The organism is Ureaplasma rhincodontis, from assembly GCF_057537535.1.
In genome coordinates, this window is record NZ_BAAKAX010000001.1 from 145,437 (window position 1) to 169,702 (window position 24,266).

Below are 24,266 nucleotides of genomic sequence, written 5' to 3' on the forward strand. Positions count from 1 at the left end.
TTATTTACCGTTTTCATTTATTACAAAAATATTTCCATTAAACAACTTTTCAATAATTCTTAATAAGATATCAGCCGATATTTTATCTTCTAAATTATTTGAATAATGTCATTTTAAATTTGGGTAGCTTCTTTTACTACTAAAAATAGTCGGTTTTCGTTTTTGTAGTCTATATTCTAATATTTCTAAAAAGAAAGATAAATGGAATCAGTCTTTTGGTCTTTCTAAACCAATATCATCTATAAAAAGATATTCTATATCTTTAAGTTGTTTAATTAATTTTTTTGTTTTTTGTTCTTTAGCATCAAAAGAAAGTTTAAAAGTTTCTATTAAATTTTTAATAGAACAATAAATTACATAACCATTTTCAAAATGAATAATTTGTTTAGAAATGTTTATAGATAATATAGTACTTAATTCATGTTGATTTGAGCTATATATAAAATTGTTTTCTATTTCTTTATTAATTAGTTGTTCATGAATTCTTTTTTTGAAATAATTGTTTTTTAATTCGTTGTCAATTTCTGAAAAATTAGTATCTAAAAATGGTTCAAATTTTTCATCAAAGAAAACATAACCATTATTTAATAATTTGTATTTAGTTTCTTTTGGTTTTTTAGGACAATCTGTAGAAACGAAATATAGATTATTTGTTTCTTTTTCTCTTTCAAACAAATAATGAAGTTCATTACAAAATTCACTATTTAATGAACATTTTTTTTCAACATCAAGCAAAAGCAATATATCATTCTTGAATTTTTTAAATTCTTGATCTGATATAGAATATTTTTTAATAATCGATTCTAAATTAGTTTTGTTCATAGCATTCACCTATTAATACTATTTTAATATATCTATCAATGTTAATTGCTTAGATTCTTGATTTTCAAGAGATTTTGTATTTAAAGAAACTTCATTAAGTATATCTTTGGCAAATGAGTCAATTCTGTCAGATAGAGCGTAACTTAAATACATAATAACATCTTCTATCTTTTTAACTCCTGTTCCTGAAATCGATTTAGCAAGTTTAAGAACATAAGCAGATTCAAATCTTCCTTTATTTTTAAACAAGGTGTAATCAATAATTACATTTATGAAAGAATCATCTAATAAATATCTCTCTCTTAATGTTTTTAGCATTTTATTAATAGTTAGGTTCACGCTATTTTTTGATGCTAAAGAATAATAGTTTTCAGAATTAAAAAGTTGATAATCATTAACTATCGTTTTATAGTTCTCTAAATTAGCGTTTCTAGCAAAGATTTCATAATTTCTATTAATCTTAATTTTTGTTCTTAATGAAAGATTTACAGAATCGATATATAAATTATTAAGATTCTTTTTATAAACAACATCAGAAACCTTATATTGGCTTCCATCTTGTGAAATCGAATTCATAATTAAGTTAAGAATTTGTTTTTTGCTTAATTCTTTAGATTTTAATGAATCAAATATAGAAGTTTTAACTAGATCGTCGATTACTACATCTGTTGTTTTAAGTTGTTTTGTTAATTCTTTATAAATGAAATCTAAACTTATTACTGATTTCATTTGAACATTTCCGACTTTTAAAAGGAAAGTATCCTTCTTAGATACATTAATGTAATTAGGCTCTTGAACAAATCTTTCGAATATAAATTCAAGCTTAAGATAATCTTCTTTTGATATTTTTTCTTTCAAAAGATTTACTAATAATTCGTTATTTTGAAATTCATAATATTCTAGATTGTTATTTAATAAAAATATTATCGGTTCATTTGGATTATTGTGATTTTCATATTTAGATATAAGATTTATTGCTTCTAGTTGTTCTATGTGATTATTTAATTCCTCAGCAGAACAATCAAACACTTCTGTTAATGATTCAAAGTTTTTTGGAATTTTGTTAGAAAATGATAAATTTGTATCAATTGAGTGCTCTTGTATTAAATATAGATATATACTGATAGATTTATACCCTATTATAGGCATATATAATTTATATAAAATCGTTTGATTAGGAACAAAAATATTGTTCATTTTAATTAAAAAATTATTATGATTTCTCACAGTTTTTGCTCCCATCCAAAATTAAGTTTTATTTACTCATACATAAGTTTTAAAAAGAAATTGCAATCATATTTAAAATAAACTCGATTATTGTTTTTTGTTGGTTGTTATTAACAAATGTTATTAACAATTAAAGCACATATTTAGCATTGATTATAGAGTGTTTTATGACAATCAACATAAAATGTTGATAAGTTAATGACTGCTTAAAATTTGTTATTATTTTGTTATCAATTTCTTATAAATTTTTATTTAAAAAAACATTAAAAAAAATAAATAATATTTTTCTTTTTTTGGAAAATTTTAGTGTACAATATATAAATTTTGGAAGTTTTTTAGTGAAAACTGATGCATTTAATATAGAAGTTCTAAAATCTATCATTTGATTAAAAAGATCATCAATTTTAATATTCCTATATATAAGGCATATTTTCCATTTAATGTATAAAAAAAATCAACTTTTGTTGATTTTTAGTTGTTATTCGTCTTTTTTAAAGTCATTTCAATTATGAACAAATTTTTCGCCTAATGTGTTAGCTATTCTTGCATCATATACTGTAATCTTATTAATTGATTCTTCTCTAAATTTAGTCATAGCATCTGTTGCTAATTTTTGAATATTTGAATTCATAGCTAATAACACAATAGCGTTGAAGAATGTTTGAGGAGGTAAACCTAAATATATATCTTTACCAGTTGTGTTTAATGTAGCTGGTTTATCAGTGGTTGCTTTTGTTAATAAATTGTTAACGTCATTTTTTGAGAATTGACTAACAACATATTCTTTTCTTAAAGCACCAGTACTTTCAAATAAAGTTGTTGAAGTCCCATTTTGGTTATTTCATAAATATGTTCCTCTTAATGGTTGATAAGCAATTGAAGGAATGTTTTTAACAACTGATAAGAAGAAGTTCTTTCTTTCTTCAAATTTTAACGTAGTAACAATACCATTAGTAGTTGTTTGTCCTGTTTGGGCTTTTTTAAGATCTTCTAATGTTTGAGAATTAAAATCAAAATTACAATTTTTAATGATTTGAACAAAATTAGTTAATTCTGAAACTGAATTTATATTACTTATTAATTTTTCAAATTCAGTTTGTGAACCATATTGATATAAAGCGCCTTTTCAATTTAGTGTTTTGTTATTTGAAACATTATTTCCAAAAATTGATGAATCATATGCGCTTGATGGAAGCTGATTGTTTGTGTTTGAATTACTTGAAGATTGAAAACCAAGAAATCCTGTTAATTCTTGCATTGTTCCTCCGATTTTCATTGATGAAGTATTTCAGTAATTTGTTAATGTTGTATATGAAATATCATTTGACGTTGTAGAAGATGTATCAAAAGGATTTTTAGCACCTCGATAAGAATAAGGGTTTACATTATTTAGATAAATGGGGTTTGATTTAAACTTGCCATCATTAGTAATAGAAGCATTAATTTGAGTTTCAGTGGTTTGTCCAGTTATTCCAAATGTGTTATTTGTAGTTTGGTTTTTTATTGTTGATTCAAAATTTCAAGCGACATAAGCTGTTTTGTCAAATTGAACCATTTCATTTAATTGTGAAACTAAATTATTAAATGAAAAATTATTATTTTCTTTATTAAGTCCAACTAATCAAGATAGTGAAATTAAGAAAGTTTTTAAATTACTTAAATCAAAATTACTAAATGATTTATTTGATGATATAGAATTTTTTCAACTTTCAATTTTACTTGTTTGTAATTCTTTTTTAAGTTGATCTAAGGTTGTTCAATCTCCGTTAGCAAATTTGTTTGCTTGAGAGTTGAAATTATAAGTGAAATAATTATTTTTAATAGCATTAGCTAAATAGTAATATATTAAATCATTTGTCGCAGCGGGCTCAGAAGTAAGTTTTGAATTTTTAGTCAATCCTGTAATAAATGGATTTAATAAATTTCACTCTTGATAATTAGTAACAATGTTTGTTAATGTAGAATCATTAGTTTGGCCTAATTCAATAGCTGAATTTACTAATGCATTGTTTGTAAATACATATGTACTTGAACCAGTTCTTGTTTTATTAGTTCAAAAAGCATCTGTTGCCGGTAAAACATCAACTAAATAAGAAGTCATAGCACTATTTAAAAGAATTTCTTTTTCATTAATTTTGCTATTTAATTGTTGAATTAAAGATTGAGAAGTTGAAGAATTTTTTACAGTCAATGAATAACCCTTGACAATTAATTCATCTAGAGAATTATAATTACCGCTAAAAGTATTTCTCTTGTAAGGAAGAATTCCAGCAATACCATTTTTATATCATGATTCAGGATCTATGTTTGAATTATATTTTGATTGATTATCTAAAATCTTAGTCTTAATAGTATCTAAATAAGTTTTAGTTTTTTTAAGATCTTCAATTTCTTCAAAATTTGTAAATATTGTTTTGAAGTTTTGATTTATTGTTTGAGGTTTAGTAGTTCACTTATTTGAAGTGAATAAATTATCAGAATTTGTTGATGTATCTTGTGAAGAAATATATTTAATAATCAATGATGAAAAATTAGAATTTACATAATCAGTGACAGCTTTATTAATATCAACATTGTTTGTAGTAGGATTTATTGAATTTATCTTTTGAGCTTGTCTTCAAAGAATTGTATTAGCTAATTCATTATCAACGTTTTTGATTTTTTGAGCAGCAGTTCCTGCTTTTTGTGCTGCTTCTTTAATTTGTGAATATCTATCAATACCTATTATATGGACACCAAATTCATCTCTAGTCATAATATAAGGTGTATTTGAAATATTTATAGTATCTCTTGATCCAACTACTCCGGTATAATTTCCTGAAAAAGCTTTAATTGATCCTCTTGTTTCTGAATAAGGAAATAAAAAGTCATTTTGAGTAAGTTCAGAAGAATTAACCAAAAAGTTTCCCATAATTGTGTCTTTTAGTTGTGTAAGCGGAATTGAAGGAACAAAAGAATATTGATTATTAAATATACCTTTGTTTAATTTATACATTACAGCAGCAGTATAAGGCGCAACATATGTTGTTCATCCATCACTTACATTCGTAGTTAAATCATAACTACTGTCTTGAGTTAATTTAACAGCGCCATCTCCACTAGGAAAATTTATAGCACCGGTTGCTTGATCAATATAAGTGTTTGCTTTTTGTTTGAATATTTTATAAAGATCAGTTGTACTTAAAGTTTGTTCGTTTTTGCTTGAAGGTGCAAATCATTGAAAATTATATGAAGCTTCTTCAGTTAAAGAATCTCCAAAAAATTCTTTATTAAACAAACCAGATGTATTAGGATTTGCTTCTGATTTAAATAATATTGAAGGAGTTAATATCGGCATTGTGTTTTTGATTCATTGATCAAAAGCGAAATTAATAAAGTTAACATAACCAACATCAATAGATTTTTGATCGCTTGTTGAAGGAACAGAAAAACCAAAGTTATTTCTAGAACCTGCACCATTTGCACCATTGACATTTGTAGATGAATTTAATACTGAAGTTTGAATTCCATCTTTAACCAATACTTTTTTCGAACCATCATTTAAAGTTAAAAAGTTTTCTACAAAATTAGAAAAAACTTGATTAACAAATGAAGATTGTAAATTTGATACTACTTTTTTATAAATATAAGATTGTTTTGAACCACCAGAAGGATCTAATACTTCTGCTTGAAATTCTTGATGTCAGTTTCCTGAACGTTTTGAATAAGAATCGTATTCATTATCATAAGAATCGTTTGCTTGTTTTTCGAATTCTTTGAATTTAGATTGAATTAAAGGATTGTTTGAATTTTTAAATCAATTATAAAGAAGATCATTAACATAAACTTCTCTTAAAGATTTAACTCCAGATGTTGTTGAAAAGAATTTTTCTAACATTTGTTTGTTGGTTAAATTAATCCCTCCTGTGGAATTTTTTTGAGATTTAGTGAAATCTTGATTTTTGTTATTTAGAATCGTACCATTTGTATTGTTATTATTTGTATTTTGTGCACAACTAACGGCACTGATGGTAGTTGCCGCTGCAATTGCTGTAAGACCTAAACCAACAGTTACATATTTTGTAATTTTAGTTTTTTTCATTTTTTTCCTTCAAATTTAATTATTTGATATTTTTAATCGAATAAATAATAATATTTTATATCATTTTTTGCTCTTTTAAATCATTGTTTTTTTATAAAATAACATATTGTTGAACATATTTAATTATAAGAAATTTTTTTAAAAACAAAATATGTATGAAAAATGATATATTTTTTTGAAAGGTCTTAATTATTTAAGAACTCTTATTTGTGTATAATTTATAATATAAAATTCAATTAAAAATGTATTTTTATATTGAAAATATACTTAAAAAAGACAAAAAATGAAAAATATAAAAAAACAATTCAAATGATTTGAAAAAAATAAAAATTTAATTTATTTTGACAATGCTGCAACTTCTTTAAAACCTAAATCTACAATAAATGCAATTGTTGATTATTATGAAAATTACAGTATGAATTCTCATAATGAAGATTCTGATATTTCTCTTAAAATAAATGAAAAAATATTAGATACAAGAATAAAATTAGCCAAATTTATTAACGCCAATAACGATGAAATTGTTTTTACTAGTGGTGCAACTGAAGGTTTGAATTTATTTGCTTTTGGACTAAAACATCTTCTTAAAAAGGGAGATGAAATAATATTAACAACTGCAGAACATAATTCAAACATAATCCCTTGATTAGAATTAAAAAGAGAAATAGGAGTTGTAATAAAATTTGTTAATACCATAAAAAAAAGTCCAACTTTTGAAGATTTCAACAAATTAATAACTAAAAAAACAAAAATTGTTTCTTTTTCAAATGGTTTTAATTTAACTTCTACAATTCTAGATGAAGAAAAAATAGTCAATTCGATAAAAGCTAAAAACAAAAATATTTTAGTTATTTTAGATGTAACTCAAAGCATAATTCACAAAGAAATAGATGTTAAAAAAACAAAAGTTGATTTTTTAACATTTAGTGCTCATAAAATTTTTGGTCCAACTGGAATCGGTGCTTGTTATATCAAAAAAGAACATTTTCAAACTTTAAAACCGATTAAATACGGAGGAGGAACAGTTGTTGATGTTCATTTAGAAAGTTATGTCCCATATGAAGATCACAGAAAATATGAAGCCGGCACTCCAAATATTTCAGCTATATTTGGCTGAAATGCAGCCTTAGATTTTATTAACGAAATTGGTTATGAAACTATTAAAAATATTGACAAAAAATTATTTAATTATGCATATGATAAACTTAAAACAATAAAGAATTTAGAAATTTACAAACTAGACAACGAAGTATCGACTTTGGCCATAAATTTTAAATCTATTAATTCTCAAGATCTTTCAAATTATTTAGGAAGAAATAATATCATTGTAAGAAGCGGAATGTCTTGCGCTCACTTGATGAGTAATATGATAGATACAGATAGTGTTGTTAGAATTTCATTTGGAATATACAATGATTTTGAAGATATTGATAAACTTTATGATTGTTTAAGAAAGTTTAAGAAAGAAGATATATTAGATGGACTATTCTAATTTAACTATAGAAGAATTTAGATCGCTTGTAATGAAGAGATGAGAACATCCATTAAATAAGTTAGAAAATCAAAACACTTCTTCTTATAAGAAGTTTAGAAACAAAACTTCAGGTTGTAGCGATGAAATAACTATTTATATAAAAATAGAAAATGAAAAAATAAAAGATTCGTTGTTTGATGGCAAAGGATGTATAGTTAGCATTTCGGTTGCTGATTTTTTAATAGATGAAATAAAAGAAAAAGAAATTAGTGAAGTTAAAATTATTATTCAAAATTACTTTAAAATGATTAATGGTGAAGAATATAATAAGGATGTATTTAAATATTTAAACATGTATAAAAACATTCACAAACAAAAAAATAGAAAGAAATGTTCTAGATTAGCAGCAGATGCTTTATTAAATATAATTGGAGAATAAAATGAGTAAATCATATAAATTAGAAAAAATTGTATCAAGAGAAGAAAATTTTGCTAATTGATATACAAGTGTAGTAAATCATGCAGAATTAATTTTATATTCGAATGTAAAAGGTTTCATGATCTTTCAGCCAAATGGGTGAGCAATTTGAGAAAATATAAAAAATATATTGGATAAAGAATTTAAAAAATTAGACATTAAAAATGTTTATATGCCATTTTTAATTCCAGTAGCCGATTTTGAAAAAGAGAAAAATCACATAGAAGGTTTTAGTCCTGAATTATTTACTATTACAAAAATAGGAGATAAAAACTTGGATTCTCCACTTGCTGTTAGACCGACAAGTGAAATATTGTTTTGTAATTATTTTGAAAATAAATTAAATAGTTATAAAGATTTGCCTATGAAATTAAATCAATGAACAAGTGTATTAAGAGCCGAAAAAACAACTAAGCCATTTCTAAGAAACTCTGAATTTCATTGACATGAAACTCATGCTATTTTTGAAGATCATAAAAGCGCTTATGAATTTAGCGTTATGTTCTTAAATTTATATGCAGATTTCTTTGAAAAAGAATTATGTATTCCTGTTGTTAAAGGCGAAAAAACTATAAATGAAAGATTCTCAGGCGCTGATGTTACTTTAACAATAGAAACTATAATGCAAGATGGACAAGCTCTTCAATCTGCAACTTCACATTTGTTAGGTGAAAACTTTACAAAACCCTTTAATATAAAATTTCAAGATAAAAATAATAAAGTTAAACATCCATTCTCTACTTCTCATGGATTATCAACAAGAGTTATAGGTGCTTTAATTATGGTTCATGCTGATGATAATGGATTAATACTTCCACCAGCAGTTGCTCCAAATCAAATAGCGATATTGCCATTATTTATTGATAAATTTCCAGTAACCTTAGAAAAAGCAAATGAATTTAAAAATTTATTTAGTGATTTTAGAATCTTTATAGATAAATCAGACAAGGGAATGGGTTCTAAAATAGCTACTCAAGAAATAAATGGAACACCAATATCTATAATAATAGGTCCTAAAGATATAGAAAACAACAATGTGACTGTTTATAGAAGAGATCTAGGAACCAAAACTAGTGTTGCTATCAAAGACATAAAAGAACATGTTTTAAAAGTATTAGAAGAATACAAAATAAATCTTTATTCAAAAGCTAAAAACAGATTAGATAATTCAATTGTTGATTGTAAAAATATAGATCAATTAAAAGAAATACTTGATAACAAAAAATGAGCTAGAACTTATTTTTCAGCAGAACCTGAAGATGAAATCAAAATCAAAGAATTAACTGGTGCTACTGCTAGATGTATTGTAAAAGAAGAAAAAGATGAAAAAGAATGCTTCTTTAGTAAGAAAAAAACAAATAAAGTTGTAATTTTCGCAAGATCATATTAAAATTAAATAATACATTTATTACAATGTATTTATTTACAAAACAAAATTACGAAGAAAGTTAACAAATGTTATCTTTAATTAATTATCATGCACCAGGTGAATTGCCTACGGAAAATCCATCTGGTCCGACTTTAACTGAAGTTGCAGGTAATTTAGGAATTCTATTAGCGCTAATAATTGGTATACCATTAATAATTACTGCTATATTAACATTATTTAAAATCAAATTCACTAAACTAGTAAGAATGAGTCTTTATGCTTTTTCTTGTGGATTAATTATGATGATAGGAACGGTTGGTTTTATAAGTGAAGCGATTCATCACTTACAAGAATCTCCAGAAATCATAACAAATTCTGTTGGTGGTGCTTTTACAATAATAGGTGTTATTCTTGGTGGTTGTATTGTCGGAGTACTTCTTATTTTTTCAATAAGATGATTCTTTATTATTAAAAATAAAAAAGAACTTCACAATAACCACGATCATCATGAACATAGTGATATCATTATAAATTTTGCTGATATTGAAACAAGTAGTTCTCAATCAAAATGAATGGGGATCATATTATTACTATCTCATAAATCAATAGATGGTTTAAGTATAGGACTTATAGTATCAGGATCTCATCTTGGTCAATTAAATTGAGGTTTTATAATTGCTTTTTTACTTCATATTGTTCCACTTACAGTTGTTGTTTATTTAACACAATATGATCTTTACAAGAGTAGAAAAAAAGCATTCCTTTATTCAACATTATTGTTACTTATGGGAATACCATTTGTATTTATTGGGGGATTCTTAGGTCATTCAATAGAACACGTTTTCTGATTAATGCCATTCCTGTTTTCGATATCAGGAATAATATTAACAGTAATGTCCTTTATAGAACTAATTCCTGAATTTATAGATAATAGGTCAATGGACAGAAAGAATTGATATATAACAGTAGCAATGTTGATATTTGGTATCATTCTTGCAATAGTCTTATTATCTATTCATCATCATTAAATTATTTCGCCTAAGTTAGTTACAACTCATTGAACATCATCATCGTTTTCACAAGTTTCTATAAACTTGTCTAATCTTTGGTCTTCTTCTTCTGAAATATCAACTAATGAATTAGAAATTAATTTAATTTCTGAAGAGTAAATTGGAAAGTCTAGACTTTCCAATTTTTCTTTTACTAAAAAGAAATCATTTTTGTCTACTAGTAAATTAAAAGCAGTTTCATCAGAAGTTAAATCTACAACATTAAAATCAAGTGTGGCTTCAAGAATTTCATCTTCTGTTTTTGTTTTTTTAATAATGAATTGTCCTAATTCTTCAAACAACATCATAACACTATTTGGTTTAGATATTTGTCCCTTAAGTTTTGAAAAATAACCTCTTAGAGCACTAATAGTTCTTTGTTCGTTGTCAGTTAGGGTTTTGACTATAATAGCTAATCCGTTAGGACCATAACCTTCATAAGTTAATTCTTTTAAATTGTCAGTGTCTTTTTTAGCACCTTTAATATTTTTTTCTATTGAGTCTCTACTTAAGTTATGAGCAAGACCTCTAGCAATAGCTGCTTTTAATCTTGGGTTTGCTTCTGGATTATCTCCAAGTTTAGCAGCAGCTTTTATTTCTTTAGCTAGTTTCATTCAAACTTTAGCTTGCGATTGTTGTTTTTTATTTATTCCAGATGCTATTAAATGTTTTCTAGGCATGTTTATTTCTTCTTTCTTAATTGTTAGTTAAAATGTTATTTATTTCTTTTTCTATTTTTAATATTTGATCTTTAGTAAATGAATGATTTAATTTAGATATTTCACATTTAAAAGTATAAAAAACTTTATCTTCTTTTTTGAATATATCTATTAATTGAATATCAATAACTTCTTCAATTAATTTAATTTTATTAGTTAATTTATTAATATTGATTTTTGAGTTTGATTCTAAAGTAAAGTTTCTAAAAGTAGAATTTATAGAACTAATATTTTTAATTATTGGTTGTGTTAATTTATTGTTTGTTAATAAATCAATATTTAAACTAAAGGCAAATATTTTATGGTCTGATAAATCATATTTTTTCAAAACGTTTTTTCTTAATTGGCAAATAGTACCAACATGCTTAAATGACACAAAAATATCTAAGGAATTTTCTTCATAAGCTTCTTTTAGTTTAACGTCTTTAAATTCAAAATTATATTCAGTCATTTGATTTAATAATCCTACAACTATTTCTTTTGCATTTACAAAATTGTTTTTGATACTTGAATTTTCCAAATTATTATTAAAAATCTCTTTGCAAATAACAGCTGAAAGATTAGTGAATTTTTCTTTTTCAGTTTGAATTTTTTGAATTTCAAATATATTGTTAAGTTCGTTTTTTCTATTATTGTTATATTCGACTACTGATAATAATGAATGAATTAAATTAGTTCTTAGAAATTCTCTTTTCAAAGATAAACTATTAACTATTTTGTAATTATTTTTTAATTTAAATCAATTAAAAGCCAATGATTCTTCTTCTGAAACTAAATTATAAGTTTTTGTTTCAATAAAGTTTTTTGTTAAGAAATAATTTCTTATTTTTTGTGTTTGTTTATAGTTTTGATTAATATTCAAATCAAAATTAAATTCAGTTTTAATAGGTTTAGGTTTTAAAGTGTTAATGTTAATTACTTTTATTACTTCTTCACAAACATCTGATTTAGTTAATAAATCAGTTCTGTTAAACGGAATTTCAAATTTATTTTTTGAAAAACTTGATTCAATATTCTTAGCTAATTCTTTAATAGTTTTTTCAGTAATCTCAACACCTAAAAATTCATTAATATAATTAATATCAATGTTTATGTATTTTGTATCATTTGTTTTAGATACTGATAAATTAGTAATACTTGATGAATAATCAGATAAGAATTCTTTAAAAATATTTATAGAGTAATTAGCAATATCACTTGACAGCTCTTTTGAAAAGATAGTTTGTGCTTTATTAACTATTTTTAATCTTTCACTAGTTTGTTTTATTTGATAATGATCAAAGTTAGCAATTTCTAAAATAAGTTCTTTTGATTCACTAGTTACTTTTGTATTATCAGAACCTAAAATACCAGACAATGAAATTATTTCATTATCTGACTTGGTTACTATGTCACCTTTTTTTAATTCATAACTTTGATTATCAAGACCTATAAATTTTTTATTTGATTCTAATTCTTCCACAATAATGTTTTCAATGTTTATTTTAGAAGCATCATAGAAATGAATTGGTTGAGAAGTTAATAAAGTTAAATAATTTCCAATATCAGCAAAAGTATTAGTGATATTTATTTCATTTTTAATTAATACTTTTCTTACATATCAAGGTGTTGTTTTATAAGGTTCGTTTAAAATTAATTTAATTAAATTAAAAGATTTAACTTTATTAGAATTAATTTTAATGTTCTCTGAATCAAGTTTTTTTGAAGATTTAAGTTTAAATTCAAATTTATTATTTAAATAAATTCTCAATTCTCTATTTAAAAATAAATAAGAATTCAAATCATTTCTATTTGTAGGAACAAATAAATCATACACGATGTCATCTAAATCTAGAAATTCAGATACTGAAATATTTGGTTTATTATCTAATGAAATAATATGATCATGTTCTTCTTTAGGAAAGAAGTTAAGGGTGTTAGGAACTATTTCGTCATATGAACACAACATTCCTTCAGACATTATTCCATATAATTTTGTCGGAGTTATTTCAAAAGTAGGAAGTTTAGTGCCAGGAGTCGCGACTATTACATATTTGTTAAGTTCTACATTTTTAGCAGAACAAATAATATTAAAATTCTTATTTTTAACTTTAACAGTAAGAATATTAATAGTTTTTTTAGTAGGATGAGATTCAACTTTAGTAATTTTTCCAAATTCCAAACCTTTAATTTCATTAAAAGTTGTTTTGTTTTCTATTTCTAAACCGACCGCATTAAAAGCTTCTTCAAGTTTAGAAATTTCTACATTTTCTAAACTAGGGTTTAATTTAGTTAATAATTTATAAGAAATCAACATTTTCTACTCCTTAATGAATTGCTTTAATACTTTAAAGTTGTTACTATAAAGATCTCTAATATCAGTTATTTCATATTTTAACATTGCAAGTCTTTCAACACCAATACCAGCAGCAATTGCTCTTGCATCTTTTATTTTAGTATGTTTCAAAACGTTAGGATGCAACATACCAGCACCTAAAACTTCAATTCAGCCCGTGTTTTTACATATTGAACATCCCTTGCTTTTACATTTAAAACATTCAATATCCACCTCAAAACTAGGTTCAGTAAATGGAAAAAAACTTAATCTATAATTAGTTTTTAAATCTTTTTCAAATATATATTTTAAAAAGCCATCAACTAATCATTTTAAATTTGACAAGGTAATGTCTTTTTTTATTCAAACAAAATCAATTTGCATAAATTGATGACTGTGTGTTGCATCGTCATCGTCTTTTCTATACACGTTTCCAAAAGACATAGTTCTAATATCATCTTTTGTTTCGTTTTTTATTCTTTTTGCAGTTGAAACAGTACAATGAGTTCTTAACAATAAATTCTTGTCAATAAATAATGAATCTTGCATATTTCTGGCAGGATGATTTTTAGGTATATTAAGATTTTCGAAATTAAATTCATCAGTAACAATTTCATCTCCATTAATAATTTCAAAACCAAGCTTATCAAAGAATTCATATGCTTTATGAACAACTTCATTCAATAAATTGGGGTGCTGTTTTTTAAAAATATTCATATTTATTGAATTATTAAAAACATCTTCAGAACTTAATAAATCTGAAGCGATTTCCAAATTCGAAATAAAATTATTAAATAATAAATCTAATTCATTTTTAAGAATGTTAAGTTTTTTACCAAGTTCTTTTTTTTCTTCAATTGAAGCTGTTTTTAAATCTTTGTATAAAGGTGCTACATTTTTTTTAAAAAATATGTTTTTTATTTCAATAGCATTTTTTTCATTTTTTGCAGTTTCTAAATCTTTAAGAAATAAAGAAGATAATTCTTTTATATTACTCATTTGTTTCTCCTATAGATTCTTTTTTAAACATGTTTTTAAATGAACGTTGTCATTTATCTTTATAGTATATTAAATAAGAAAAATTAACAAAAATTATAAGAGAAATGAACAGTGGAATAGCAATTAAAAGAGCTCCTTTTAATATTTCAAATTTAGTAGAATTAGTTCCAACAATAACCGCTCCTCATATCAATAAACCTAATAAAGTTAACAAAATCAAAATAATTAATATTATTATTAATTTTCTGTATATTGGTTTATTTATTTTTTCGTAAGTTTCTTTTTTCATTTAAACTCTTTCTTTAAAATATAAATTAAACAAAGAAAATTTCAATGCAGCTTGTTTGTGTTTGTTTTTCTTATGAATCATTTCTATTCTATTAATAATTTTTGAATTATTTAACTTATTCTCATGATATAAATCCAAATCAGAATAAGTTATTCCAAGTTCTTCTTCATCATAAACATCCTTATATCCTGGAGATGGTTTTTGATTTATATAAATATCTTTAACTTTAAGAATTTTAGCTAATTCATAAATATCGATTTTTCTAAGACCACTTAAAGCCAAAACATCTGCTTGACTATCACCAAATTTAGTAAAATATCCTAAATAATATTCATCATAATTTATACAACCTAAAACTAATCCTTTATGTTCTAAGGCTTTGTTATATAAAAACATTGATCTTATTTTTGATTTAATATTATTTTGATTATATTCAATGTCTATTTTTAATTCTTTGTTAAAGCAATTAAAAACATTAGTTAAATTTATTTCTTTTATGTCAAAATCTTTTTTAAGTTTTTGAATTAAAAAAATTTCTGAGTCAGTAGAATCTATGTTCAAATGATAAAGATCGAATTGATCTTTATTAAAATGAGTTTTAAGTATATAAGCCATAAGAACACTATCTATTCCTCCGCTTATTCCCAATATAAATTTATTTGATTTAGATTCTTTCAAAAGTTTTTTTAATTCATAAACTATATAATCTAAATAATCATTAAGATTATTAATCTTCATATTCCACTTCTCTTCCATATATAGAAATAATATCTCCACGAACTGCGCCCATTTTTTTAAGTGTCGGTTCAAGTTCTACTGTTGCTAATTTTTGATTATATCTAACTAAATTATCGTTAGTAGTTAATGGGATTCTATGAGTTCAATATTTTAGAAATTCTGATTCAACAACTCAAGTTGTTTCATTAGATTTTTCTATAAATAATTCTTTTGAATATTCTTTTTCGCTAGTAGAATTATCAAAAGTTTCTATTTCTTCTGGAATTTCGTTTTCAGTTATATCTTTATAAGTTTCTAAAATTATTTCTTTAATTTGTTTAATATTTGTTCCTTCAACAGAAGAAATTTTAATAACATTATTATTTCCAGAAACCACTTTAAGTTTATTGAAATTTTCATCTTCTATATCTTGATCTAATTTAGAACCCACTAATACCATTTTTTTGTCTAATAAATGTTCTGAATATTTACTTAATTCATTCATTATTACATTATATGAATCTTCTATACTATTTTTATGATCCAAAGTATCTAAGGAAACTAAATGAATTAAAATTTTACATCTTTCAATGTGTTTTAAAAATTCATGACCTAGACCAATTCCTTCAGAAGCTCCTTCAATTAATCCTGGAATATCAGCAATTATTACTTTTTTATTGTCAAAATCAATAGTTCCTAAAATAGGATTTAAAGTTGTAAATTGATAATCTGCTATTTTTGGTTTTGCATTAGTTAATTTTGAAATTAATGTTGATTTACCAGCATTAGGTAAACCAACCAATCCAACATCGGCTATTTGTTTTAATTCTAATTTTATTTCAAATTCTTCACCAATTTCACCCAATTCATATAAAGTGGGTGCTTTATTAAATTGTGATTTAAAATGAGCGTTTCCATGGCCGCCTTCTCCGCCTTGTGCTATTAGAATTTTTTGATTTCTAAATTTAATATCAGCCAACACTTCGTTTGTATCATGATTAATAACAACAGTTCCTAAAGGAACTTTAATAAAAGTATCTTCAGCATTTGCTCCGTGCATACTTTTAATCATTCCTTTAACGCCATTTTTGGCTACTATTTTTCTTCTATATTTAAGATGTTCTAAAGAAGTTTCGTTATGATCACCAACAAAATAAACACTTCCTCCGTGACCACCATTTCCACCAGCTGGTCCACCAAGTGGCACATGAGCTTCTCTTCTTCAAGACATCATACCGTCTCCACCATTTCCAGCTTTAATAGTAATTAAACATTTATCAATAAATGCCATATTTTATTCCTCTAATTCTACAAATTCTTCATCATCAGAATGATATTTTTTCATTCCTTCTTTTTTGTTTGTTTCTTCAAATTCTTTCGATTCTTTCATTTCAGATAACAAATCAAAATAATATAAATCGGCATTTTTTGAATTAACAATAATTTGATTAAATATTACATTGAAACTAACAAAAGAAAGCATAAATGAAAATATTAAAACGATAATAACAACAGGTATTTTATAACTAGCGTTTGAAGGTATTAGTCCTGAGCATATCATACAAAATAAAGCGGTTCAAGAACTCAATAAAAACGGGAACGAATCAAGATGAAATATCTTAGTAAAATAATTAAGAATTAATAATAAAACTATATCAAATACTAGTATAGAACAAGCAATAACAAAAACTCAAGGTTTTAATAAATAATATTCTCCTCACCCCGGAATTATTCCTCTCAAAGTTTGAACCATCAATGGATCTTTAAGAAATTCTTCAGTCAATGATCATCCGTAAAAACCTGGATTTTTATTTCATCCAGGAAAATTAACATGTAATGAATTTAATGAATTGGCTTCTGCAGAATCTACAAAATATCTTCCGCCAATAGGCACAAACCAATTATTGCCAATAATATTAAACTCTCCTGCAAACAATCAACATAAAATCATAGGAACTAAACAAAATAAGGCAATAAAACCAAACTTTCAAAGTCCTGGCGTAACTGCATTTAATGTTGATTTAGTAGAAAAGAGCTTTGAATCGCTATATCTAGCGCTAGAACCAAAATTAGACATATATTTCCTTATATAGAATTTCAACATTAATATTATACTTTAAACAAAAACAAAATAAAACCTATACTTGCGTATAGGTTACATAGATGCTTAGATTATAAATTAAATTAAAATTGGAGCGGGTGATGGGAATCGAACCCACATTAATAGCTTGGAAGGCTATAGTTCTACCATTGAACTACACCCGCGTATCTGGTGCTGGAAGAGAGACTCGAACTCTCACGTACTTAACGTACACGGGATCTTAAGTCCCGGGCGTCTACCAATTCCGCCACTCCAGCAAAACAACAATATATTGTTGTAAATATTTTTTTTAAAATGGTGCCCCATGCAGGTCTCGAACCTGCGACCCCTTCATTAAAAGTGAAATGCTCTACCGCTGAGCTAATGAGGCGTTATGGCTGGCCTGGTAGGAATCGAACCTACGCATGGAAGAATCAAAATCTTCTGCCTTACCGCTTGGCTACAGGCCAATATGGTGGATAGTGAAGGATTCGAACCTCCGAAACTTACGTATCTGATCTACAGTCAGGTGCGTTTGGCCAGACTTCGCTAACTATCCAAAAAGTGTTATCAATTTTGCTAACACTTTAATAGTATATAACAATATTATTAAATTTTAAAATATTTTTGTAATTTTAATTTTATAAGGTTTTTCAATGCTCTTAACTTCTACAACATCGCCTTTTTTATGATCCAATAAAGCAACAGCTACAGGTGATTCATAAGATATTTTATTGTTACTAGGATCAGTCTCTTCTGATCCAACAATTTCAAATCATTGTTCTTTATTAGTTTCTATATTTACATATTGAACTTTGTGACCAATTGAAACTTGTCCTTCTTTTTTTGTTTCATCAGAAATTAACTTTGATGTATTTAAAATATTTCTTATTTCTGATATTCTTTTTTCAATAACACCTTGTTCATTTTTTGCAGCATCATAATCTGCATTTTCAGATAGATCACCTTGTGCTCTAGCTTCTTGAATTTGTTTAATAATTGCTGGTTTTTTTTCGTTAACTAAAATATTAAGTTCTTTTTCTAATTCTTCTTTTAGTTCTAGTGATATTAATTTTTCTGATCTCATTGTTTATATCCTTTATGAAGTCGTTATTAATATTATATAGATTTTAATATAAGTCTTTAAGTTATTTTCTATATTTAAAAATTTGTTTTTTTATATAATAATTTTATGAATGACAAAAATAAAAAAATTTATAGTAACGAATTATTTTTAAAGTCTAATTTAACTAATCCAAAGGGAACAATTATATTCATACATGGTTTTACATCTTCTTATGTAATTCACAACGAATTTACAAAGTCAAAAAAATTAGTAAATTACAATTATTTTGCTATGAATTTAAAAAATCATACATTTCAGGATTCTGAAGAATTAAATATTGATAACATAAACAATTATGTAATTCAATTAGAAAAAAGAATTCAAGAACTTAATTTAAAGAATTTAATTATTATAGGTCATTCAATGGGTGGTGGAATCACCGCTCTTTTAGCTGAAAAAATTGAAAGAAAAATTAAAAAAATAATATTAGTTGCTCCAATAAGTTTATCCATTTATTGAAGTAGAGTCGGTTTTAAATATTTGTTTGCTACTTTAAAAAATAGATCTAAACTTATTAAAGAAATTGAAATAGGTAAATCTAAAATTAAAAATGAAAAAATTAATGACTATTTATATTATGAAATAGCTAGATTCATGAATAACAAAAGAAAATATTTATTAATAGGAAAAAAATTGATTCAACCATCTTTCTTATTAAAAGTAGATTCAGCATATAAAAAACTTAAAATTCCAACTTTGGTCGTTTCTGGTGATAAAGATAGAGTTGTTCCATATAAAGAAACTAGAAAATACTTTTTACACCATGTAAAAAACAGAAACATAACTTTCAAAACACTCAAAGATGTTAATCATGTTCCTTTTGTTGAGAACTTTGAAAGTTATCAAGAACTAATATGAAAATTTATAAAATAAGTTTGTTTAAAGCAAAATTTTAAACTATAATCTTATTTGTCTTGCAGATGTAATTCAATGGTAGAATGCAACCTTGCCAAGGTTGATACGCGGGTTCGATTCCCGTCATCTGCTCCATTTAAAACATATTACTCATTTACAAACTCCTAAGGGAGTTTGTTTTTTTTATTATGAAGATTTTTAAAGTTTTTGTTTTTTATTGCATATTAATATAGTGAGGTGAAAAATGAAAATTATTGATCAAAATACTGAATATGAATGTGGTGTTTGTTGTGTAACAATGTTGATTAAACATTATAAAAACAAAAAGATTACAAAACAAGATGTTCTTTCATTAACCGATTTGACCGATAAAGGTTTGAATTTATTGGATATTGAAAATTTAATGAAAAATTTTGGTATTGAATCTGAAAGTTATGAAGCTGATTGAAATGAACTTTTTGAATTAAAAATTAACAAACCATTCATAATTCTAATGAAAAATGAATTAAATTCTAATCATTATGTAGTAGCTAAATTAGTAAATAATGAAACAATTGAAATATACGATCCAATCAATAAAAAATATTTATTTAAAAAAGAGCAAATTGATAACAATTATTTGGGATATATATGTTTAATTGAAAGCATAAATAAATCAAAATACACTTCTTTAGATATTTCAAAACCAATTTTCAATCAACTTTTTTCACCTAATTTAATAATAATTTTTTTGATTGAATTATTTTCATTTGCTTTAAGCATTTTTTCAAGTTTTTTAGGAACTAAGCTTATAAGTTTATTTAAAGAAAATAAAGGTTTTTTATATGTTCTTATATTTACTATTTTATTATTATTTTCTATATTATTTTTATTAAATAAAATTTCATATTTATTAAAAAATAAATTTATATTTAAGTTTTACATAAAAACATATTATTTGTACTTAAATTCCTTAAAAGAAAAAAGCGATAATTTTTTCAGAGTTACAAAAGAAAACGAATTTGTTAATTTTAATGAATATTTAAAAACATATATAGAATTTAAAACTAATTTTTATATAAATATTACTTTGCAATCCATTGTATTTTTTAGCTGCTTCATAATAATAATTTTTAATAATTCTTTTTTCTTATTATTCATCTTATTACTACTAATAATTAAAATAACAATAACAACATACAAAACAAAAATAAATAATAAAAATAACAAACAAATACTAGAAAAATCAAATCTATTTTCAAAAAACATAATCAATTATTTTGTAAATAAAAAAAATTGTATATATACAGATATTAATTTAATAAAAGAAAATATTTACAAATTAGAAATAAAAGATTACAACAATACAAATTGAAATTTAAACATTAATAATATAGAAAGTTTTCTTTTTAAAATAATTAATGTCTTAATTTTTGTTTTTTGTTTTTTAAATCCAAAGAATGAATTCGAAAAAATATTATTTTTATTAACTATAAATAATTTTTTATGAAATGCTTCAAGTTCTATTATAGATATGATAAGTAACAATTTAAACATCAAACTTTTAAAAGAAATTATTGATTTTCAATTTAATAGTTCTAATGTAATTAGAAACAAACTAAAAGAAAGTTTGTTTCTCGTTAATAAAGATCTTTTTTATCAATCAGAAAAATTATTGTCTTCTAATATGATTATTTATAAAAGAAATACATTAGAAAACAATTTTAAAATTTTTTTAAACAAAACTACAAATATAAACAACACCAAACTTAACGAAATAAGTTCTTCATCATTCGTTTTATTGACAAACGAATTAAATCAGTATGAAAAAAATATTCAAGATATAATAAAAAATCATGATTTTAAAAATCTGTTTTCTATTTTTTTATTAGAAACTAAAATTAATTTTCTTGATTTTGAAAATTTGAACAATTTAGATGACGAAATGAAAACAATTATTAATTTATTTGCTATGAATTCAAAAGAAAATAAAATAATAATCATTGATTTGAAAATAATAAAATTAACAGATATTGGAATTAAATTTATAAGTTTATTAACAAATTTGATTTCAAAAAACAACAAAGTGATTTATATAACTAAATCTAAATTGAATATTAAAACTGAAAAAATAATTTATGATTAAAAAAACAAATTTTATTATTTTAAATTTTTTAACATTTATTGTTTTATTGTTTTTCATCATAATTTTTTTTGGATATAAAATACAATCTTATTACATTACTAATATGTATAAATTTGACAACAAACAGATTGTTGGTGTTAATAAAAAAACATACAAATACTTAATCAAAAATAAATCATTTATAGTTGAATATGAAGACATTTTATATGAATCAAAATCAATGTTTTTAGATAAATACGAAAGTAATTATTTTTTCATGATATCTAACAGAATACAAACAAACAAAAATATTTCATTAAAAATATTTTTAAATAAGATAAGCTTATTTACTTTTTTAGAAGGATATTAAATGAAAATAATAAATAACAAACAAAAAATATATGCTAGTGGATCAGTTTCTAAGATTCAATATGGATGAAATAAAGTAATGTATACTTCTATTTTTGGTTCATCTCTTAATGGCGTTATGAACTTAATTAATCAAATTGTTTATAACAATAATCCAAACCCTCAATATAGTGTAAAAAACACTTATAGAAATGCTGGAAATACTTTATATTTAAGAACAGCAATGATGCCAGGCAAATCTACTATGAATTTTGGTAGTCCGTTTATTTAAAATGAAGATAATAAATAACAAACAAAAAATAGATATATTTGCAGGAAACGCGTGAATGCGTTTTTTATCTCCGCTAATTACAGGCATGGGAGGCCCGGCTTTTGGTAAATGAAATACTGCTATGTTGTTAGGGAGCGGAATTTCGATTGCAACCGATTTTTTAACTAATAGTTTAAATATTGCAAATTCAGCAAAAAGAGCCCCAGAAAAAGCTCCTCCTAACATACTTATGAATAATAAAAAAACATACATTACAAAAGTGTTTTAATTATTAATAAATAATTAAAAAACAAGAGTTATTACTCTTGTTTTTTTCTTTCGGTTATCATTCTATTTTTAAAGATTTCAAGAATTTTTAGTGTTTTTGTTCTATACTTCAAAACCTCTTTTGTTTCTTCGGTACTATAAGTTCATTGAACAGCAAAATTTGTACACAAATATATAAATTCTAATAATTCTAAATAAGAAACTCTTAAAAAATTAGCTATAAATTTAATTGATGCTACTTTTAAGTTTTCTTCTCTTATAAAATTAGAAATATCTCATAATGGGTGATTAATTCTAGTTCATTCAAAATCTATAAAATAAATTTTGTCTTCTTTTTCATTAAAAATTATATTTCTTCTATTAAGGTCGTTATGTGAAAGAACTCAATCATTAGTAGCAATTTTTTCAATCATCTCTTTATATAATTTTTGGTGTTGTTTTGGTAATTTTTGATTTTCTCAGAATAGATAATAATTATGAGGAATTATTCTCACATTGTTAGGGATTTTAATTTTATGGAAATCATCTATTTCTTTCAATATTTTAATTATGAATTCATCAGTGTAATCAGAAGTTGTTAAAGTTCTTCCCTTTATTCATTTTTTAATAGCATTTCCTGTTTCTAAATCGTAATATATAAACAGATCTTTATAAGTAAGATTTAAGACATTAAATTCGTTTTCTCTTGAAACAATATTGTTATTCATTCCAAATCTTATTTGATATTCTTCATTGTTAATTAATTTGACATAAAAACTAATATTTGTAAAACCGTGATGTAATTTTTTGAAATTTAACAAATCAGATTCTAAATCTGATAATTCAATCATTTTTTTTATATTTTTTTTATTTATTGTCTTCATAAAATGATATTATCAAAATACAATGAAATTTATAACAAAACAATATAACTCAAAAATCAATTTAGTTGTATTTGGTGAGTATGATAATCCCGAAAGTGATTATTTAACATTTTTAACTTCTAATTTTGAAGGTATTAATCTTCATATTTTTGATTGAAGCATTTTATATAAAGAAACTGAATATGATTATAAAGATTTTGTAAAATATTTTTACGAAACAGTAATAAAATATTCAGAACTTTTATCAAACTCAATAATTATAGCTCACGGAATATCAGCAACAATTCTAAATCAATTATCTAAGCAATTTGAGTGTCTAGAATTGGTACTTATATCTCCAATATGACACACAAGTTACATTAATCCGTTTATGGTTCCTAAACCTACATTTCAATCTGACATAAATACCTTCTATAGAAATTTAAGCAATCTTTATTATGATTCAGAAAATATTTTTGGATTAATAAAATCAGATGTCTTTTTTAATAGATATATTTATTATCAAAAAAATCTTGAATTTTTCGAAAATCTAAGAAATAATATTTCATTATTTGAAACGTTAGTTCATATAAAAGATTATTCAAGAAAAAATAGAAAAAATACTAGATTATTTTTAGGAAAACACGATGGTGTTGTTTCGTTAAGAGAAACTAAAAAATTAATAAACAGTGGTCATTTTCAACATAAATTTATAACTACTTTTTTTAATATTTCTGCACATAACTTATTATTTGAAGAGAAAGAAATATTCAATAACGAATTAAATGAATTAATAAAAAACCATAAAAAATAA

22 protein-coding genes and 6 tRNA genes are annotated in these 24,266 nt (G+C 24.0%); 11 read left to right on the top strand and 17 right to left on the bottom strand.

Annotation, left to right across the window (positions count from 1 at the left end; translation table 4 throughout):
- The 3 genes from AC27EK_RS00690 to AC27EK_RS00700 all read right to left on the bottom strand — a co-directional run bounded on the left by AC27EK_RS00690 (position 1) and on the right by AC27EK_RS00700 (position 6,130).
- On the bottom strand, positions 1-822 hold the full coding sequence (locus tag AC27EK_RS00690; RefSeq protein WP_487231450.1) for an ATP-binding protein: 822 nt from the start codon (positions 820-822) through the stop codon (positions 1-3).
- An 18-nt stretch (positions 823-840) separates the two neighbouring features.
- A complete protein-coding gene (locus AC27EK_RS00695; protein ID WP_487231451.1) occupies positions 841-2,049 on the bottom strand; it encodes a replication initiation and membrane attachment family protein in 1,209 nt (402 codons plus the stop codon).
- Between the two features lie 478 nt (positions 2,050-2,527).
- A complete protein-coding gene (locus AC27EK_RS00700) occupies positions 2,528-6,130 on the bottom strand; it encodes a DUF3713 domain-containing protein (RefSeq protein WP_487231452.1) in 3,603 nt (1,200 codons plus the stop codon).
- Between the two features lie 283 nt (positions 6,131-6,413).
- Between AC27EK_RS00700 and AC27EK_RS00705 the strand changes: the two genes are divergently transcribed.
- From AC27EK_RS00705 to AC27EK_RS00720, 4 genes are all read left to right on the top strand, one after another.
- The gene (locus AC27EK_RS00705) at positions 6,414-7,622 is read left to right on the top strand and encodes an aminotransferase class V-fold PLP-dependent enzyme (RefSeq protein WP_487231453.1); all 1,209 of its coding nucleotides are present in this window, start codon (positions 6,414-6,416) and stop codon (positions 7,620-7,622) included.
- Entirely contained in the window at positions 7,609-8,043 is a 435-nt protein-coding gene (locus tag AC27EK_RS00710) for an iron-sulfur cluster assembly scaffold protein (RefSeq protein ID WP_487231454.1), read from the top strand. The genes AC27EK_RS00705 and AC27EK_RS00710 overlap by 14 nt, the downstream gene beginning before the upstream one ends.
- A gap of 1 nt (position 8,044) precedes the next feature.
- Positions 8,045-9,472, top strand: coding sequence for a proline--tRNA ligase (proS, locus tag AC27EK_RS00715; RefSeq protein ID WP_487231455.1), 1,428 nt, complete (start codon positions 8,045-8,047; stop codon positions 9,470-9,472).
- A 65-nt stretch (positions 9,473-9,537) separates the two neighbouring features.
- On the top strand, positions 9,538-10,479 hold the full coding sequence (locus AC27EK_RS00720) for a ZIP family metal transporter (protein ID WP_487231456.1): 942 nt from the start codon (positions 9,538-9,540) through the stop codon (positions 10,477-10,479).
- Here the strand turns inward: AC27EK_RS00720 and AC27EK_RS00725 are convergent.
- The 13 genes from AC27EK_RS00725 to greA form a co-directional block, all read right to left on the bottom strand.
- Positions 10,476-11,180, bottom strand: coding sequence for a YebC/PmpR family DNA-binding transcriptional regulator (locus AC27EK_RS00725; RefSeq protein ID WP_487231457.1), 705 nt, complete (start codon positions 11,178-11,180; stop codon positions 10,476-10,478). The genes AC27EK_RS00720 and AC27EK_RS00725 overlap by 4 nt on opposite strands.
- A 16-nt stretch (positions 11,181-11,196) precedes the next feature.
- On the bottom strand, positions 11,197-13,515 hold the full coding sequence (gene pheT, locus AC27EK_RS00730) for a phenylalanine--tRNA ligase subunit beta (protein ID WP_487231458.1): 2,319 nt from the start codon (positions 13,513-13,515) through the stop codon (positions 11,197-11,199).
- A gap of 3 nt (positions 13,516-13,518) precedes the next feature.
- Positions 13,519-14,532 carry a phenylalanine--tRNA ligase subunit alpha gene (gene pheS, locus AC27EK_RS00735; RefSeq protein WP_487231459.1) on the bottom strand — a complete coding sequence of 338 codons (1,014 nt, stop codon included), beginning with the start codon at positions 14,530-14,532 and terminating at the stop codon, positions 13,519-13,521.
- A complete protein-coding gene (locus AC27EK_RS00740) occupies positions 14,525-14,821 on the bottom strand; it encodes a hypothetical protein (RefSeq protein WP_487231460.1) in 297 nt (98 codons plus the stop codon). The genes pheS and AC27EK_RS00740 overlap by 8 nt, the downstream gene beginning before the upstream one ends.
- Positions 14,822-15,559 carry an NAD(+) synthase gene (nadE, locus tag AC27EK_RS00745; RefSeq protein ID WP_487231461.1) on the bottom strand — a complete coding sequence of 246 codons (738 nt, stop codon included), beginning with the start codon at positions 15,557-15,559 and terminating at the stop codon, positions 14,822-14,824.
- Entirely contained in the window at positions 15,549-16,829 is a 1,281-nt protein-coding gene (gene obgE, locus AC27EK_RS00750; RefSeq protein WP_487231462.1) for a GTPase ObgE, read from the bottom strand. Before obgE ends, nadE begins: the two co-directional genes overlap by 11 nt.
- A 3-nt stretch (positions 16,830-16,832) precedes the next feature.
- Positions 16,833-17,615 carry a hypothetical protein gene (locus AC27EK_RS00755; protein WP_487231463.1) on the bottom strand — a complete coding sequence of 261 codons (783 nt, stop codon included), beginning with the start codon at positions 17,613-17,615 and terminating at the stop codon, positions 16,833-16,835.
- Between the two features lie 114 nt (positions 17,616-17,729).
- A tRNA-Gly gene (locus tag AC27EK_RS00760) sits at positions 17,730-17,803 on the bottom strand.
- Positions 17,804-17,808: 5 nt separating this feature from the next.
- A tRNA-Leu gene (locus AC27EK_RS00765) sits at positions 17,809-17,896 on the bottom strand.
- Positions 17,897-17,934: 38 nt separating this feature from the next.
- Positions 17,935-18,009: transfer RNA gene (locus AC27EK_RS00770), tRNA-Lys, on the bottom strand.
- A gap of 4 nt (positions 18,010-18,013) precedes the next feature.
- Positions 18,014-18,088, bottom strand: a tRNA-Gln gene (locus tag AC27EK_RS00775).
- A 3-nt stretch (positions 18,089-18,091) separates the two neighbouring features.
- Positions 18,092-18,177: transfer RNA gene (locus AC27EK_RS00780), tRNA-Tyr, on the bottom strand.
- Positions 18,178-18,234: 57 nt separating this feature from the next.
- The gene (gene greA, locus AC27EK_RS00785; protein ID WP_487231464.1) at positions 18,235-18,705 is read right to left on the bottom strand and encodes a transcription elongation factor GreA; all 471 of its coding nucleotides are present in this window, start codon (positions 18,703-18,705) and stop codon (positions 18,235-18,237) included.
- A 105-nt stretch (positions 18,706-18,810) separates the two neighbouring features.
- On the opposite strand from greA, the gene AC27EK_RS00790 reads away from it, so the two are divergent.
- The 6 genes from AC27EK_RS00790 (at position 18,811) to AC27EK_RS00815 (ending at position 22,611) form a co-directional block, all read left to right on the top strand.
- Positions 18,811-19,617 (top strand): alpha/beta fold hydrolase, encoded by an 807-nt coding sequence (locus tag AC27EK_RS00790; RefSeq protein ID WP_487231465.1) that lies wholly within the window; start codon positions 18,811-18,813, stop codon positions 19,615-19,617.
- 43 nt (positions 19,618-19,660) lie between these two features.
- A tRNA-Gly gene (locus tag AC27EK_RS00795) sits at positions 19,661-19,734 on the top strand.
- A 109-nt stretch (positions 19,735-19,843) separates the two neighbouring features.
- A complete protein-coding gene (locus AC27EK_RS00800; RefSeq protein ID WP_487231466.1) occupies positions 19,844-21,724 on the top strand; it encodes a cysteine peptidase family C39 domain-containing protein in 1,881 nt (626 codons plus the stop codon).
- Positions 21,717-22,073: a hypothetical protein gene (locus AC27EK_RS00805; protein ID WP_487231467.1), complete on the top strand. Its 357-nt coding sequence runs from the start codon at positions 21,717-21,719 to the stop codon at positions 22,071-22,073. The genes AC27EK_RS00800 and AC27EK_RS00805 overlap by 8 nt, the downstream gene beginning before the upstream one ends.
- A complete protein-coding gene (locus AC27EK_RS00810; RefSeq protein ID WP_487231468.1) occupies positions 22,074-22,343 on the top strand; it encodes a hypothetical protein in 270 nt (89 codons plus the stop codon). It abuts the gene before it with no gap.
- 1 nt (position 22,344) lies between these two features.
- The gene (locus tag AC27EK_RS00815) at positions 22,345-22,611 is read left to right on the top strand and encodes a hypothetical protein (protein WP_487231469.1); all 267 of its coding nucleotides are present in this window, start codon (positions 22,345-22,347) and stop codon (positions 22,609-22,611) included.
- 31 nt (positions 22,612-22,642) lie between these two features.
- Here the strand turns inward: AC27EK_RS00815 and AC27EK_RS00820 are convergent, their stop codons facing one another.
- Positions 22,643-23,473, bottom strand: a complete 831-nt coding sequence (locus AC27EK_RS00820; protein ID WP_487231470.1) for a phosphotransferase — start codon at positions 23,471-23,473, stop codon at positions 22,643-22,645.
- A 22-nt stretch (positions 23,474-23,495) separates the two neighbouring features.
- Between AC27EK_RS00820 and AC27EK_RS00825 the strand changes: the two genes are divergently transcribed.
- Positions 23,496-24,266, top strand: coding sequence for a hypothetical protein (locus AC27EK_RS00825; protein WP_487231471.1), 771 nt, complete (start codon positions 23,496-23,498; stop codon positions 24,264-24,266).